Origin of the sequence: Sorangium sp. So ce426, from assembly GCF_051475585.1 — a bacterium.
Taxonomy (GTDB): Bacteria; Myxococcota_A; Polyangia; order Polyangiales; family Polyangiaceae; genus Sorangium; species Sorangium cellulosum_B.
This window is the reverse complement of sequence record NZ_CP150341.1, coordinates 11,761,504-11,775,907: the sequence shown is the minus strand read 5'-3', so window position 1 is coordinate 11,775,907 and position 14,404 is coordinate 11,761,504. Positions and strand designations below refer to the sequence as shown.

13 protein-coding genes and 1 pseudogene are annotated in these 14,404 nt (G+C 66.7%); 10 read left to right on the top strand and 4 right to left on the bottom strand.

Annotation, left to right across the window (positions count from 1 at the left end; all coding sequences use genetic code 11):
* Nucleotides 1-33: 33 nt before the first annotated feature.
* The 7 genes and pseudogenes from WMF44_RS44210 to WMF44_RS44180 form a co-directional block, all read left to right on the top strand.
* Nucleotides 34-612 carry a hypothetical protein gene (locus WMF44_RS44210; protein WP_437296059.1) on the top strand — a complete coding sequence of 193 codons (579 nt, stop codon included), beginning with the start codon at nucleotides 34-36 and terminating at the stop codon, nucleotides 610-612.
* 5 nt (nucleotides 613-617) lie between these two features.
* Nucleotides 618-1,103: a TIR domain-containing protein gene (locus WMF44_RS44205; RefSeq protein WP_437296058.1), complete on the top strand. Its 486-nt coding sequence runs from the start codon at nucleotides 618-620 to the stop codon at nucleotides 1,101-1,103.
* A complete protein-coding gene (locus tag WMF44_RS44200) occupies nucleotides 1,100-1,798 on the top strand; it encodes a hypothetical protein (protein ID WP_437296057.1) in 699 nt (232 codons plus the stop codon). The genes WMF44_RS44205 and WMF44_RS44200 overlap by 4 nt, the downstream gene beginning before the upstream one ends.
* Nucleotides 1,795-2,940, top strand: coding sequence for a pyrophosphatase (locus WMF44_RS44195; protein WP_437296056.1), 1,146 nt, complete (start codon nucleotides 1,795-1,797; stop codon nucleotides 2,938-2,940). The genes WMF44_RS44200 and WMF44_RS44195 overlap by 4 nt, the downstream gene beginning before the upstream one ends.
* Nucleotides 2,937-3,494, top strand: coding sequence for a TIR domain-containing protein (locus WMF44_RS44190; RefSeq protein WP_437296055.1), 558 nt, complete (start codon nucleotides 2,937-2,939; stop codon nucleotides 3,492-3,494). Before WMF44_RS44195 ends, WMF44_RS44190 begins: the two co-directional genes overlap by 4 nt.
* A gap of 2 nt (nucleotides 3,495-3,496) precedes the next feature.
* A complete protein-coding gene (locus tag WMF44_RS44185) occupies nucleotides 3,497-4,594 on the top strand; it encodes a nucleotide kinase domain-containing protein (RefSeq protein ID WP_437296054.1) in 1,098 nt (365 codons plus the stop codon).
* Nucleotides 4,595-4,892: 298 nt separating this feature from the next.
* Nucleotides 4,893-5,297: pseudogene (locus tag WMF44_RS44180) on the top strand (transposase); the annotation flags it as partial.
* 576 nt (nucleotides 5,298-5,873) lie between these two features.
* Here WMF44_RS44180 and tnpC read toward each other — a convergent pair.
* Genes tnpC through WMF44_RS44160 form a run of 4 tightly spaced genes read right to left on the bottom strand, consistent with a single transcriptional unit; the run spans nucleotide 5,874 to nucleotide 8,491 of the window.
* Complete coding sequence (gene tnpC, locus WMF44_RS44175) at nucleotides 5,874-7,556, bottom strand: IS66 family transposase (RefSeq protein WP_437296053.1); 1,683 nt, start codon at nucleotides 7,554-7,556, stop codon at nucleotides 5,874-5,876.
* Nucleotides 7,557-7,598: 42 nt separating this feature from the next.
* Complete coding sequence (gene tnpB / locus WMF44_RS44170) at nucleotides 7,599-7,970, bottom strand: IS66 family insertion sequence element accessory protein TnpB (protein ID WP_437296052.1); 372 nt, start codon at nucleotides 7,968-7,970, stop codon at nucleotides 7,599-7,601.
* Nucleotides 7,967-8,308 (bottom strand): IS66 family insertion sequence element accessory protein TnpA, encoded by a 342-nt coding sequence (gene tnpA / locus WMF44_RS44165; protein ID WP_437296051.1) that lies wholly within the window; start codon nucleotides 8,306-8,308, stop codon nucleotides 7,967-7,969. Before tnpA ends, tnpB begins: the two co-directional genes overlap by 4 nt.
* A gap of 21 nt (nucleotides 8,309-8,329) precedes the next feature.
* On the bottom strand, nucleotides 8,330-8,491 hold the full coding sequence (locus WMF44_RS44160; RefSeq protein WP_437296050.1) for a hypothetical protein: 162 nt from the start codon (nucleotides 8,489-8,491) through the stop codon (nucleotides 8,330-8,332).
* A 96-nt stretch (nucleotides 8,492-8,587) separates the two neighbouring features.
* Here WMF44_RS44160 and WMF44_RS44155 point away from each other — a divergent pair, with 96 nt between their 5' ends.
* The 3 genes from WMF44_RS44155 (at nucleotide 8,588) to WMF44_RS44145 (ending at nucleotide 13,810) form a co-directional block, all read left to right on the top strand.
* Nucleotides 8,588-9,826: a hypothetical protein gene (locus tag WMF44_RS44155; protein ID WP_437296049.1), complete on the top strand. Its 1,239-nt coding sequence runs from the start codon at nucleotides 8,588-8,590 to the stop codon at nucleotides 9,824-9,826.
* A complete protein-coding gene (locus tag WMF44_RS44150) occupies nucleotides 9,823-11,427 on the top strand; it encodes a hypothetical protein (protein WP_437296048.1) in 1,605 nt (534 codons plus the stop codon). The genes WMF44_RS44155 and WMF44_RS44150 overlap by 4 nt, the downstream gene beginning before the upstream one ends.
* Before the next feature lie 298 nt (nucleotides 11,428-11,725).
* Nucleotides 11,726-13,810, top strand: a complete 2,085-nt coding sequence (locus tag WMF44_RS44145; RefSeq protein WP_437296047.1) for a hypothetical protein — start codon at nucleotides 11,726-11,728, stop codon at nucleotides 13,808-13,810.
* Nucleotides 13,811-14,404 lie beyond the last annotated feature (594 nt).

The window sequence follows — 14,404 nt, the reverse complement described above, 5'->3', positions numbered from 1 at the left end:
CGTACTGAAAAGCGAACGAGCCGGAGGCCCGCGATGACCACCAAGGTCCGGTTGCTCGTTCACTTCGAGTTTTACCCAGCGTCGAAGGAGGCCGCTGAGGCGGTGGAATACCTTCACAACGTGCTGAACGCCGATCTGGCGGTATCGAGCCTTCAGGTGCCCACCTACTTCACGCTTGACGACGGCTCTCAAGAGCCGCCAGAGCCTCGCGTGGCTACCGAGGCAGACCGCGTGCTGGTCGTATTGCTTGCCGATGCCCATTTGGCTGCAGCCGCACGGCGTCCGACGAAGAGCGGAACGACATGGGGCGAGTACGCTACGAAGCTCCGATCGCTCACAGCATCCCCGGAGCTGACCTGGGCGCACCATCGGACGCTTCCACACTCGGAGGAGCTGAAGCAGCTTTATGCGGTTCGAGGACTCACGTGGGATGACTACCACTCCATCGCTTCCGAGCTGAAGGCGTGCGGCGTCTCCGGGCTCAGGAACGGGCTGACCGTCGACGAGAGCCGAGGGCTCGCGACGTCTCGGTCGGCAGAGCGCATCGTGGAGCTCGTGCTCCGCGGCCTTCAGCAATGCTACCCGCCGGTGGCCACCGGCGACGCGGAGTGAGGAGCATGGCGGACAAGAAGAACATCTTCATCTCGCATGTGCACGAGGACGACAACCTTCTCCCGAAGCTCAAGGACCTCATCGGGCGTGCCGGCATGGAGGTGCGCGATGGATCCATCAACAGCAATAAGCCGAACGAGGCGCAGAACGAGGACTACATCAAGCGCGAGATCCTTGCGCCCCGCATCCAGTGGGCCAGCACGTTGGTCGTGCTAATCACGCATGAGACCGCGCAAAGCGACTGGGTGAACTGGGAGATCAAGTATGCGATCGAGCAGGGAAAGAACGTCGTCGGAGTCTTCGCGCAGGGCGCCACCGACGCCGACATCCCCGAGGAACTTCGGAAGCACGGCGACGCCGTAGTCGTTGGTTGGCAGGGCGACCGCGTAGTGGACGCGATCAACGGCAAGATTCGTGAGTGGGACGACCCCGTCACGGGCGGTCCGCGCACCACGCCGGACTGGGTCGTCAAGAGGTATAGCTGCGGATGAAGCTCTACTCGTACATCGTCGCACGCGACTACGGCTTCGCACCGAACCCGTTCTATGGGTTCTGCACGTTGGCGACGTGCAAGCCGAGGATCCGCGCCGGCGCGAGTGCCGGGGATTGGATCATCGGAACTGGAGCCAAGTCGAGGTATGACTTGGCCGGGCGCCTCATCTACGCGATGCAGGTGGGTGAAGTGCTCGACTTCGACACGTACTGGAACGAGCCTCGTTTTCTCGCCAAGCGCCCCCACCTCAACGGCAGTCTGAAGGTCATATACGGGGACAACATCTACCACCGCGTTGGCAAGATATGGGTCCAGTCTGACTCGCATCACAGCTTCGAGAACGGTCGCCCGAACAAGGCGAACATCAAATGGGACACTGGCGTCAATCGGCTACTCGTCGCCACCAAGTTCGTCTACTGGGGCGCTTCTGCGCCTACCATTCCGAAGCGATTTCGGCCCTTTCGAAAGACGGACGAGGACGTCTGCTGCAAAGCGCGAGGGCATCGCATCTTTGGGGTGGAGCTCGCCACCGCTTTCGCTGCCTGGCTTGAGGAACAGGGCAAGTGGGGCGTGCACGGTGAGCCGCTCGAGTTCGCCAAGCACAAGCGAGTTACCACGGCCGTCGGCGCCAGCGCGCCGATTCAAGGGACACGTGGCGCGCGACAACGGACCGCCCGAAGGAGCAAACGATGAGCGAGGCGACTGCGCTGGCTTGGCTTCATGGGTTCGCCGCGCTGGCGGAGAGGACCGACCGGTTCGCTGGCAAACCTGATCACGCAGCACTATTGGCTGCGGGCCTGATCGGCGAGGCTGGAAGCGTCGTCGCGGAGCTGAAGAAGGAGCGCCGTGAACGGGAGGCGTATCCGGTCTACCGAAATCGGATGCTCGAGGAGGTTGGCGACTTTCTCTGGTACTTCGTCCGTTTGGCCGCAGTCGTCGCTCCCGGTCTGATCGATGAACTGGAAGGCGATGCGGGGGCCGCGACCCCGACGATGGGTGGTCCCCGTCTCTGGGCGTTCCTCGACTTTGGCTCATCCGTGGGCGATGTCCTCGCGTCGATCAGTTCCTCGGGCATCGCCGACATCAGGCCGCGCCTCCGTCGCGCATGGGCTCTGCTGAACGAGATCAGCAAGGACGCAGGCATTTCGCTGCGCGAGGCCGCCAATCGCAACACGGACAAGACAAGAAGCCGCTGGCCGGACGAGATGCAGTATACGCCCCTCTTCGATGACGGCTTCCCCGAGGAGGAGCAGCTTCCTCGGCGGCTTCATGTGGAGTTCCGGGAGCGTTCGCGCGGTTCCCAGAAGGCTGTCCTCCTCCGATGCAACGGCATCAACTTCGGCGACCGCCTGACCGACAACATCAAGGACCCCGATGGGTACCGCTTCCACGACATCTTCCACTTCGCGTATGCGGTGCATCTCGGCTGGTCACCCGTGGTGCGCGCGCTCATGCGGAGCAAGCGCAAGAGTCGACCTGACATCGACGAGGCACAAGACGGCGCACGAGCGGGCATCGTAGAGGAAGCCGTCTCTGCGATCGTCTTCAGCCGCGCGAAGCAGCTCAAGTTCTTCGCGGGCCTCGACCACGTCGACCTTGATCTGCTGAAGACCGTCAGGGAGTTCGTCGAGGGCTTCGAGGTCGCTGCGGTGCCCCTCTGGCAGTGGGAAGCCGCCATCCTCGTCGGCTACCGCATCTTCCGCGCGCTGCGCGACGGCGGCGGTGGCCGCGTGACGCTCGACCTCGTCGAGCGCCAGCTTGTCTATGCACCCCACGCTGCACACCACGAGCAGGCGAAATCGGAGCTGCCTGTATCGTCGCAAGGAAAGACATGAGCAACAGACACAAGGTCTTCGTCAGCTATCACCACGCGCTCGACGAGTCGTACAAGAAGATCTTCGAGCTTCGCTTCGGGAACACGTTCGGAGCCATCGTTCCGGGCTCGGTGCAGGACGGTGATATCGACCCGAACCTCCCGACGGACACCATCCGGCAGAAGATCCGAGACGAATACCTCCGTGACACCTCGGTCACCGTCGTGCTGATCGGCGCGCTGACCTGGCAGCGGAAGCACATCGACTGGGAGATCGGGGCGTCAATTCGGGACACGAAGGCGAACCCGCGCTCTGGCCTGCTCGGCATCCTCCTGCCCGCGTACCACGCGCATCACACTCGCCTTGAGCGTGGGAAGTACAACCCGAAAACCATTCCCCCTCGGCTCTACGACAACATCAAAGCCGGGTTCGCGAGCATCCACAACTGGACGGAGGACCCCACCACTGTCCAGGGATGGATCCATCAGGCGTACCATCGCAAGAGCAGTGCGCTCCCGGACAACTCTCGGGCGTCGTTCGGCAAGAACCGCTCGGGCGACGAGTGGACCGACTGAGCATGCGAACGCCCTACGAAATTCAGCTCCGGAACGGGCGGATGCTGCGTACGACACCCGTGTTCGACACGTACTGGCGCTTCGCGTCTGAGCGCCAAGAGATGTTCATGCGCCGTGTTTTAGGGAGCATGCCGCCGTGGACCGAGGACCCGATCCTCAGCGCGCATCGCTTCACGAACACGTACCGCGCTTCGGATCGGGTGAGTCAGTACCTGATCCGCCACGTGATCTATGAGGGCTCGCAGAAACCTGAGGAGGTCTTCTTCCGAACGATCCTGTTTAAGATCTTCAACCGGATCGACACGTGGGAGGCACTGCGCGCACAGCTCGGGACGGTGAGCTGGCGAGAGTTCACGTTCGATGCGTACGCAAAGGTGCTGGACCGGCTCATCGGCGACGGCCAGCGCATCTACTCGGCGGCGTACATCATGCCGTCGCCTGCGTTCGGAAGCCCGCGCAAGCATCGGAACCACCTCCGGCTCGTCGAACACATGATGGCCGACGGGGCCACGCGGAAGCTCGCCAAGGCGACCTCGCTGCGCGCGGTCTTCGAGCTGCTGCGTGGCTATCCGTCGCTAGGCGACTTCCTCGCGTTTCAGTTCGCGATCGACGTCAACTACAGCGAGCTGATCGACTTCTCGGAGATGGAGTTCGTCGTCGCTGGGCCTGGCGCACGGGACGGCATTCGGAAGTGCTTCAAGGATACCTCGGAGCTGACGGAGGCGGAGGTCATCCAAGTCATGGCCGAGCGCGCGGATGCCGAGTTCGCGCGGCTCGGCATGAGATTCCAGAGCTTGTGGGGACGGAGCCTTCAGCTCATCGACTGCCAGAACGTCTTCTGCGAGGTGAGCAAGTACGCGCGCGTGGCTCACCCGGACGTCGAGGGCGAGTCGAGGCGAACCCGCATCAAGCAGAAGTTCACGCCGCGCCCGGCGCCGATCCCGCAGTGGTACCCGCCGAAATGGGGGATCACCGTCGACGTGCCCGCGCCGACTCCGAACGGAGAAGCGGCCAGCGCTTCCCAGCGGGCACCTGCCCACGCAGGTGACGTGGCAGCAAGGCCACGAGAACGGCGCCGGCAACCGTTGCACGGCCTGTAACGATTCAAGGCGCGAGTGGGCGCGTTCTGTCCGCGAGCCGTGCGCTCGGCGCCTCACGCACCAACGTGGAGACCGCGCGGCGGTCGTCGTGGCTGACCCGGCGATCAACAGGATGCACGCGGGCGACCACCGCGCCTCGCCCGTTCTCGTCCCGCGGCGAGTTACGCCGCTTTGCATCGTTTCCTAAGAACCTATCCCAGTAGGGAGCACTTGGGATCTTGGGCGACTATGTTCAGGAACATGCGGTGGTCCTGGCCAAACGTCTTGCAATTGGCGTGTGACGCGGCAGCCGCGGCAGATGGAGCAGTTCAAGGATGATGGCTGGAGGCTCCCCAACGCGATCTGGGCAGAGATGGGACCCTTGCTGCCGCCGCGCAAGGCGCACCCGCTCGATTGCCATAACCCGCGCGTGCCCGAACGCGTGGCCATCGACGCCATCTTCTTCGTCCTCCGGACGGGCTGCCAATGGGGGGCGCTCGATGCGACCGGTATCTGCAGCCATTCCTCAGCGCATCGACGATTCCTTGAGTGGATCGCGGCGGGCGTGTTTCGGGAGTTCTGGCGCCGCGGGCTGCTGGCGTACGATGAGTTCATCGGCGTCGTCTGGAGCTGGCTGGCGATGGACGGGGCGATGACCAAGGCGCCGCTCGGGGGGAAAAAACCGGGCCCAACCCCAACGATGCCAGGAGGACGAGGAACTCGGAGTCCTCGAGGGCGCTGCGGACGAGGGTGGGGAGATCGGTGCCAGGCCGCAGGTGGCGCTCGTCCCGGGAGATCCGGATAGGAGGTCGCAGGAGCGGCTTCGCATAGGCCATGAGCGCTGCCTCCAGCCGCTCGGCGAAGACGCTGCTCCGCTGGTGCTTGTAGGAGATGAACGCGCGGTAACGTCGCTCCGGGGCGTACGTCGGAAGAACGTATCCGTCCTGTAGACCCCATCCTCGCGTGGTGCGTGGCGTCGCCGTAGATTCGCGACCCGATGCGAGAGGAAGAGCGGTCTGCGGCGAAGGGTGGCTGGGCCCAGCAGCGAGCGGAGGAAACGGCGGTCGACGCTGAGGTCACCGCCCGCGTGCACGTCGCCCGCAGGCGCGCGGCGGCGAAGCCGCGTGCCGCCGATGCCTCTGCCGGGCCCGAATCGTCGACAAGGCGCCGGAAGCCACGCGTCGACCGCGCAAGCGCCGAAGAGCCGGCACCAGCGCGCCAAAGCCGGCGAGCTGCGCGCCCGGCAGCCGGAAAGCATGCGTCCGTGCCCACGGCAGCGGACGGCGACGCCGACGATCGATCAGCTGGGCGTCGCGTCCGGCGCCCGGGGCCACGGACTGGCCGCGAGCCGCTGCCGAGCGTCGGCGTTCTCGAGGGTCTGCTTCCAGGACTTCGGAGCGAGCTCGATGACCCGCTCGGGAGGCCAGGTGGGCAGCATGATCAGCACGTCGCGCAAGTAGGCCCAGGGCTCGATGCCGTGCAGCGCGCAGGAGGCGATGAGCGACACGATGGTGGCGTTCCACTCGGCGCCGTCCTTGCTGCCCACGAAGAGCCAGTTCTTACGGCCCACGGCTTCACGGCGGAGCTCAAGCTCGCTCCGGTTGTTGTCGAGGCGGAGCCGGCCATCCTCGAGGAAGCGAGTGAGTGCGGTCCATTGGTTGAGCGCGTAGCCGATGGCGCCTGCGATGGGGCTCCTCGGCAGGACGAGCAGGTCCTCTGTCTCAAGCCACGCGCGGAAGGCCACGAGCACGGGCTCGGCATCCGTCCGGCGCTGCTCGGTTCGACGGTTCGGAGCCAGCTCCTTGGTCGCCTTGTCGATCGCGTAGAGCTTGCGAATGAAGCCGATGGCTACCGTCGCGCGGTCCCGGTCGGAGGTCATCGCCTCGAAGAACTTCCGCCGGCAATGGGCCCAGCAACCGACCTCGGTCACCCCCTCGGTGCGGAAGAGCTGCTCGTAGACGTTCGAGGCGTCGGCCTGGACATAGCCCTTGTAGCCGCGAAGGAACTCCTTCGGGCCATCCTGGTTGTGATGCGGCGTGAAACGGAACAGGACGTGATCTCGGTCCGCCACCAGGACCCAGAAGTGGCCCCGCCGACACTTGTCCTTTGCTTGCACGAGCACGCCGGTGGCGTCGATGGCGATGCAGTGCGCGTTCAGGGCGTCCTTGGCCATCGCCCCGACGAGGATCGCGAGCTTGTCGGCGCACGACTCGACCCAGCCGCACAGCGTCGAGCGCGAGAGGTGAAGGCCCCAGCGCTCGAACATCTTCTCCTGCCGGTGGAGCGGCAAGTGGTCGGCGTACTTGCTGACCAGCACGTGCGCGAGCAACCCCGGACCGGCGAGCCTGCGCGGGACAGGGCTGTCGGGGACGTCGGCGATCGTGATGCCTTGCTCGGGCTCACCTTTGACCGCGAACTTCGGCCTCACGATCTGCAGTCGCACGAAGCTCGCGGGCCGCCACTCCAGCGTCTCCGACACCTCCTCGCCGATGCGGACAAGCGCGGTCGCGCGCTCGTCCTGCGCCTCCGGCGGCAACAGCTCGATCCGCTCGACCGGCAGATGCTCGGGCAGCCGTTGCCGCCCGTGCGGGCGAGCCTGGCGCCCCTTGTCCCCGCCTCCGGAGGAGCCGTTCGGCGCCGCGCCATCGCCACCGTCGGGTGAGCCGGTCGCGCCCGCATCCGGCTGCGCCCCGGTGCCCGCGAGCATCTGCACGATCGCATCGAAGGCGAGCTGCATCTGCCCGGGGTCGACGTGCTCGGCCTTCTGGCCGAAGATGTGCCGGCGAAGCCGCTCCAGCTCGATGCTGGCGAGCTCGTAGAGCTTGCGGTACTCGTCCCGCTCGTGGGCAGCGCGCGCGAGCTTGTCCTTGAGCTCGCGAATCTGCTCTTCGACCGGCTTGCTCACGACGCGGTAAGTACTCGTGAGCTCTTGCTTTTTGAAGGGGCTTGTGGAGGAAAATTCATGTCGCTCGAGGCAATGCAACCGTGGGGGCTACCCAGGAGCGTGCGAGGCTGTCAGGCGAGATCAGGGGACCTGCGGCGGTGCGGTCTCGGCGAACGGGACCGCTCGCCGCAACTTCGAGGGCGACAGGGCGATGCCTTCCAGGATCTTCGCGAGCTCGGCGGCGTCAATAAGGACGCTCGTGGCTCCCGGAGTGACGGCACGTGGGGCTCGAAATGCCCCACGCTCGAGCCTTTTGTAAAGTAGACAGTATCCGCTGCGGTCCCACCAAAGGGCCTTGCAGCGATCGGCCGCCCGGTTGAAAAAGAGAAACAGCGCTCCGGAGAGCGGGTCTTGTCGCAGCACCTCGCGCACGACGGCAGCGAGACCATCGAACGAGCGCCGTAGATCGAGCGGCTCGGTGGCAACGTAGATCGAGACGCGGCCAGGGATCATCGTGCCCCCCCGAGCGCACGAACAACGCGCGCCAGCGTAACCTCGTCGAACGACGGCGGGACGCGGACGACCGCCCCGTCCGGCAAGACGATCTCCAGCGCCGCGCCCGAAGAGGGCGTCGTGGCTGCAGGCGGGGCGACCACCACGGGCAGCAGCGCCGGAAGCGTCGCCTTCTCCGAGCGCTGCCGGTGCTCGCTCCGCTTCATGCCCAGTCGGCGGCTCCAGGAGTACAGTGTGCCGGCGTTGACCCCCTCCTGCTCCGCGAACACGCGGGCGGAGTGCCCGCTCTTGTGCCAGCGCGCCACGCGGTCGCGCCAGGTGCGTGTGCTCTCGTCCATCGGTACCTCCGGCGCGGGTTTCTAAGCGGCGCAGAGGCTCGAAGACAGGATGTGGTCCGCAGAACGCGTACGAAGAACCGCCCGCTCGGTGACGATGGCCGCCCCGGCCGCGGGCGCGCTGGAGTTCACCGCCGTGGTGGTGCGCTCCACAACCCTTGCCTCGACGGAACGATCGTCGGACATGGGCAGGTACTCTAGCACGTATTCCACCGCCGCAGACGGCCGGGAACGCTCCACGCCGGGGCGCTTCCGGCGCCGATCGTGGTATGCTCGAACCCCATGGAAGAAGCGGCCGTCCGCGATCCGCTGCATGCATTCTTGCGCGTCCGAGACCAGGTGCTCGCCGGCGCCGAGCCGTTCGAGGGCGGCGAGCACCTGTGGATCGGCTACGAGGGCTCCCGCATTGCCGTGGAGCGGGTGGGCGTCGAGTCCTTCGGGCCCTTCCGGCGGAGGAGCGCTACCGACGAGCTCACGTACGGCGAGATCGTGGCCTTCGCCGGGGATTTCTACGAGTCGCCGGCTGCGCTCTTCGACGAGAAGCCCTCCGCCCTGCCCTGGCTCTGGGAGGACAACGATCTCAGCGATCTGATCGAGTCCTTCAAGCGCGAGGTGATCTGGATCGGGCTGCCGCCCAGGCTCCGGGGGACGTCGTATCCCGACGAGAACGCGGCGCTCTGGTGGAACGCCAAGCAATATACTGAGCTCGCCCTGCGGAACACGAGCCACTTCGGCTGGCACAACGCGCTCGCGTACGTCAAGTGGCACGAGGTGGCGCTCGGGCTCGCGTCGACAGCCGCGAAGGAGGCCGACCGCAAGAAGCGCTCCCAGCTCTGGAATGAGGCGGTCTACACGAACGGGTTTGCCGATCACTTCCTCACGGACGGCTTCGCTGCCGGGCACGTGCGGACGCCGGCGGGGCCGATCCGCCGGTGGGCCGGGGAGAACGACATGTCCAAGAAGCTCGCCGGCGCGCTCGTGAAGCTCGTCCATGACCAGGACGGGCACGTTGGCGAGCTGCATGGCCAGGTCGACCACCGTGCAGGCGGGCACGGGCTGCGTGTCGTCAACGCGCGGGGCGACGACTGGTACACGCGCTGCGACGGGCAGCTCTTCCTCGTTGGCACGCGCGAGCAGGCCGTCGAGCAGGCGGTGCAGGCCGTGGCGGCGTCGGTCGAGGATCTCCTCCGCGTCTACAAAGGGGCTCCCGTCCCCGAGGGCGTGTTCGAGGCCACCAGGCGGGTCCCCTGGCCCCATCCCGAGGAACGGCCCCTGATCGAGAAGTTCCCCGCCAACCTCGACGACGCGACCGCCGAGGCGCTCTGCGACGGCATCCGATGGTACGTCAAGCTGCCGGCAGTCGGCGCAGGCATCCGTCCACAGGACGTGAAAGCGTGCTGCTCGGCGCTGCCCTCGCTGATGCAGGCGTTCCGGCATGACGTCGCGGAGCAGGCAGCGAGCAACCCGCTCGCTCGCCGCCTCTCGCCAGCGCTCATCGAGGGCTACAAGGCGATTCAATGATCCCTGCCGACCACGAAGATCGGCTCGAGCGCCTTCGCCGGCGCGGCGAAGCGCTCTTCCGGGACATGAAGCGCGCGCCGCCAGAGCACAGGCAGCTGATGGAGCACGCCTGGGAGGAGGCGCTTCGGGCCACGCACGGCGCGCTCGCCTTTCCCGATGCGGCGTCCGCCGCCGCGCTCAAGACGTCGCGCCTCGACGCGATCCTGTGCCTGATCGAGCGTGTCACCCGCCCGTCCAGCTGGCTCGACGATCAGGCCATGTGGTTCAACCGGGCGCAATGCTGCCTGCTCGACGCGGTATCACACGCGGCCGGCGCTGCGCCCCGACCGCCCCCGCCGATCCTGGCGGTGGAGCCTATCGACTCGCCGCTCTACGTCCCTCGCGCGCGGGTCCCAGCGGCGTGGCTATCGCAGGCCACGCCCGCGGATCTGCCGCTCCCTGTGGTCCTCTGCCCTGGCAACCTCCTCGAGGAGCCGTGGGCGTGGGCGACCTTGTTTCATGAGCTAGGGCATCACCTAGACGCCGCGCGGGGCGACACGTTTTCTGTGGTCCGTGTGCTCGAGGAAGAGGACGACGATCTCGGCTCCTGGGCGAAGGAGAAGTGGGTTGGGGAGGTGATCGCCGACCTGTACGCCGGCATGCTCGGTGGGCCCGGCGCTGTCGAAACGTTGAGAGCTTCGCTCACAACGACGGCATTCTCGGCGAGCCATCCGTCCGACGCTGACCGGATCGCGATCCTCGATGCCGCCTGGACCGGCGTGCGGGACGGGGAGCCGCCCCAGGGAGACCGGCCCCGCGACATCGTCGCGCGAGCACTCGTGAATCGATTCCAGCCCTGGCAGCGCCAGCTCCGGCACGACTGCGCGCGCCCCGAAGGCCCGCTCGACTCCGCGCGGCTCCTCCCGGGCACGCTGCGCCTGCGGCACGAGGCCGGGACTGGGCCCGAAGCGTTGCGTAAGGCGTGCCAGGAAGCGTTCACGTCTGGCCACCTCGGCCGCCCGGAGTGGGTGTTGACCCCGGCTCACCTCGAGACGCTCGCCCGCGCGATGCGGAACCTCGTCGAGACGCGGGTCCAGCCCGGCACCGAATCCCTGAAGGTGCCCCCCGTCGAGTTGTTCGTCCGCCACGACCGGATGAGCTTCATCGGCGCCACCCACGGCCAGTTCCTCGCGGCGCTGCGCGAGGCGATGAAACACCGAACGAAGCGCTACGAGCACATCGAGCTCTTCGCGCTCGCGGACGAGCCGCTGCGGGAGTTGATCCTCGGCGGCAAGACGGGAGACGTGCTGATCGAGGAGCGGAACGAGAGCCTCCGGGCAATCCGCGACTACCTCACCCGGGAGAACGTCCCGCATTGCATCTACATCTACACGCAGCCGTATCTCTTCGCATCGTTCTGGGACAGCGAGCGCGTGGAAGCTCGCCCGGGCGACGCGCCCCCCGCGCACATCCACGTGAGCAGCGCGCTCTGGGGCATGGACCTGCGCAGCGCCGTGGGCCAGGACCTCGAGGCCCCGGCCGGCGTGCCGCTCCCCCCGGCGATGAAGCGCCTGGTGGAGGCGCTGGAGCAGCTGCGAAAGATGAGCCGCAAGCTGGCGTGAGAGGCCGGCCGAGGCGCCGCGCTCATGCGACATGCGGCGGCAGAGCGCCGGTGAGCCGTCGATGCGACAGCGAGCTGTCGGGCGATGGGGTGCGTGTTATCTAATCCGGCGACATCCGAGCAGGGGACGTGCGCCCGATGCGAGGACGCCGACTGCCGTTCGGCGTTACGCGACCGCATCTCCGGGATGCACATCGCCCCGCTCCCGAACGCGAGGGCGCCATGCGCATGCCACAAGCCGTGACCGGGGGTTCCTCAAGTGGCTGCGCGGATGGTAGCGTGCTGAACCACACGGATCGATGCACGTCCCGTCCTCGAGGTCGAGCATGCGCTACGAGCCGCCCCTCCACGTCCACATCGTCTTCGCAGCAGGCAACCCTCACGGCGCAGCGTGGTCCCAGCGGCTCGCACGCTGGTTGACGGGCGATCGTGAGGTCTACGCGGTCCCCGAGGCGAACATCCCGGTGTCCGTGTGGTGCGGCCCCGACGATTCCCCGCTGCCCGATATCGCCTGGGGCGAGGCGGCCCGCACGGCGCTCGTGCTCCTCGTCGACGACGCGATGCTTGCGAGCAAGGCCTGGCGCGAATGGACCGCACGACAAGCCCGCGCCGTGCGCGCGGTCGACCTCCTGCTCACGTGCACGGTGACGCCGAACTTCGCCAATCTCGGTGCGCTCTATTCGGCGAAGCAAGCCATCCGGCTCGACCGGGTGCCTGAGCCCGATCGGGAGAACGACCTCGTGCTGTACGCGACGCACGCGATCGCCCGCTGGTTCGCGAACCGCTCAGGGCCTCCGCGGGCGGTGCAGCTCTTCATCAGCCACTGCAAATTGCCTCATGGCCAGGTGAGCGGCCGGGAGGCCGCGCTTGCGCTCAGGCAGTTCATCGAGGCACGACCGGCGGGAAAGAGCTTCTTCGATGAAGTCGGCATCAGCGCTGGCGATGATTTCGAGTCGGATCTCGCAGCGGGTTTCGAGAACGCGGTCGTCATCGTGCTCCAGACCGATCGCTTCTCGAGCCGGTACTGGTGCGGCTGGGAGGTCATCACCGCGAAGACGCAGAAGCGGCCGTTGCTCGTCGTCAACGCGCTCGAAGAGGGCGAGCCGTCGAGCCTCGGTTACCTCGGTAAATTGCGAACCATTCGCTGGGACATCTCGACCCCCGAGAAGCTCAGCAAGCCGGCGATGCACCGGACGATCGTGGCGAGCGCCCTGCTCGAGCTCCTGCGCAGCGAGCACGACGCCGCGACGATAGAGGCCGTCCGGAGCCACGTGCTGAAGGGTGAGCTTGTCGACATTTGCTGCCGTTCGCCCGAGCTGCCGACATTGCCTGATCGGAGGCCGGGCGGGTCGACGTTTTTCCTGTTGCATCCGGATCCGCCCCTGCCCCGGTACGAGATCGCGCTGATCACGCGGCAGCGTCCCGACGTGCGGCTCACGAGCGTGACCCAGGCGCTGGCCGGCTGTCATGCGGGAGGCGCGCCGCTCGCGGGCAAGCGAATGGCCATCTCCATCTCGGATCCCCCGCAGAGCGAGTCGCACATCCTCGATGCCGACGCGCGCGACCGCCTCTGGGTGAAGCTTTCGACGCACCTGCTCGCCGCAGGCGCAGAGCTCGCCTACGGGGGAGATCTTCGCGTGAAGGGGTACACCGAAAAGCTCCTGGATCTCGCGCGGAGCGCCGCGGATGCCGGACGACCGTTGCCCGCCGGCGTCGTGCACTGGTACGCGGCCTGGCCCGTAGCGGCGGCGCTCGACGTCGGCGCACGCGCGAAGATCCCGCCGGCCTTTGAGCTGCACGAAGAGCTGCGGCCGAAGGAGCTCGACCCGGCGCGGTTCCCGGGGCCCCCTCCGCCGAACGATCTCGTGCCCGAGCACCACTTCGCGTGGGCGTTGAGCATGCGCGACACACGTCTCCGCATGGCGAAGGAGTGCCACGCGCGCATCCTCGTCGGCGGGCAGCTGCGTGGCGTTTCACCCTGGCCGGGGTTGCTCGAGGAGCTCGAGACCTTCGTCGGCAAGCCCATCTACCTCATCGGCGCCTTCGGAGGAATGGCGCGGGCGCTCATCGAGGCGCTCCATGGCGAGCAGCCTGCAGCGCTCACGCACGCGTTCCAGGACGAGAACGGAACGCGCGCGGCGCTGCGCGAATATTATACGTCCCGCGCCGGAACAGCGGGCTTCAAGGACATGCCCCCGATCGATCTGCCTGGCCGCGTTGGAAGGCTCAATGCGCTCGGGGTCCGCGGGCTCAACAACGGGCTCACCGACGAGGAGAACGAGCGGCTTTTCGTCACGCGCGACATGACCGAGATGATCGCGCTCATCCTGAAAGGGCTTCGGACCAAGCTGGCGCCTGAGGAGCAGCAGCGCCCCACAAGCTGAAGAACAAGGTCGTCCGGTTCGCGCAGCAGCGCCGCGTGAGCGACGGCGCCGCGCGGTGACCTCATGGCCGCGTCTGTCGTGTCTGCGTCCTTTGCCGCCTGATGGCTTCGGAGGCCTGACGCCGGAAAGGTAAAGATGAGCGATACCTGGGCTGGGCTTGCCCCTCGAGAGCGACTCGATCCGGGGCGGCCAGGTCCAGGAGGAGCGGAACGCATCGATGACCGCAACGCCCGATTTCGCGCCAGCACCTCCGGTTCGGGCGGCGAGCGCCGGCGAAGCGAGCGCTGTAGAGCGTCAGTGAAAATTACTGTCGCCTGACAGGTGCACCGAGCTGCCGCCTGAAGCTTTGGCCCTGTAACAGACCGGACAGAAAAACGCGGGAGGCCCGGGCGACGACAACGCGCCGGCGAGAGTGCGCCGAGTGCGGGTGCGGGGCGGGGCGAGCGCACAAAACATCACAAACAATCGAAATCGCTCAAGAATCTACGAAAAAGATAGAAACAATCAATTTCACCACCCGCTAGAGAACGTCACACCCTTGCCGTGGGCTGCGGAAGTCGGACTGCGCAGCGCCTCATCGATCGGCGCGGTGAA

What these genes read in the sequence shown, in the direction of transcription:
- WMF44_RS44205 (WP_437296058.1), top strand. Translation starts at nt 618, where the DNA reads ATGGCGGACAAGAAGAACATCTTCATCTCGCATGTGCACGAGGACGAC.
- tnpA (WP_437296051.1), bottom strand. Translation starts at nt 8,308, where the DNA reads ATGGACGAGAGCACACGCACCTGGCGCGACCGCGTGGCGCGCTGGCAC.
- WMF44_RS44155 (WP_437296049.1), top strand. Translation starts at nt 8,588, where the DNA reads ATGGAAGAAGCGGCCGTCCGCGATCCGCTGCATGCATTCTTGCGCGTC.
- WMF44_RS44150 (WP_437296048.1), top strand. Translation starts at nt 9,823, where the DNA reads ATGATCCCTGCCGACCACGAAGATCGGCTCGAGCGCCTTCGCCGGCGC.
- WMF44_RS44200 (WP_437296057.1), top strand. Translation starts at nt 1,100, where the DNA reads ATGAAGCTCTACTCGTACATCGTCGCACGCGACTACGGCTTCGCACCG.
- WMF44_RS44195 (WP_437296056.1), top strand. Translation starts at nt 1,795, where the DNA reads ATGAGCGAGGCGACTGCGCTGGCTTGGCTTCATGGGTTCGCCGCGCTG.
- WMF44_RS44145 (WP_437296047.1), top strand. Translation starts at nt 11,726, where the DNA reads ATGCACGTCCCGTCCTCGAGGTCGAGCATGCGCTACGAGCCGCCCCTC.
- WMF44_RS44160 (WP_437296050.1), bottom strand. Translation starts at nt 8,491, where the DNA reads ATGTCCGACGATCGTTCCGTCGAGGCAAGGGTTGTGGAGCGCACCACC.
- WMF44_RS44190 (WP_437296055.1), top strand. Translation starts at nt 2,937, where the DNA reads ATGAGCAACAGACACAAGGTCTTCGTCAGCTATCACCACGCGCTCGAC.
- tnpB (WP_437296052.1), bottom strand. Translation starts at nt 7,970, where the DNA reads ATGATCCCTGGCCGCGTCTCGATCTACGTTGCCACCGAGCCGCTCGAT.
- WMF44_RS44185 (WP_437296054.1), top strand. Translation starts at nt 3,497, where the DNA reads ATGCGAACGCCCTACGAAATTCAGCTCCGGAACGGGCGGATGCTGCGT.
- WMF44_RS44210 (WP_437296059.1), top strand. Translation starts at nt 34, where the DNA reads ATGACCACCAAGGTCCGGTTGCTCGTTCACTTCGAGTTTTACCCAGCG.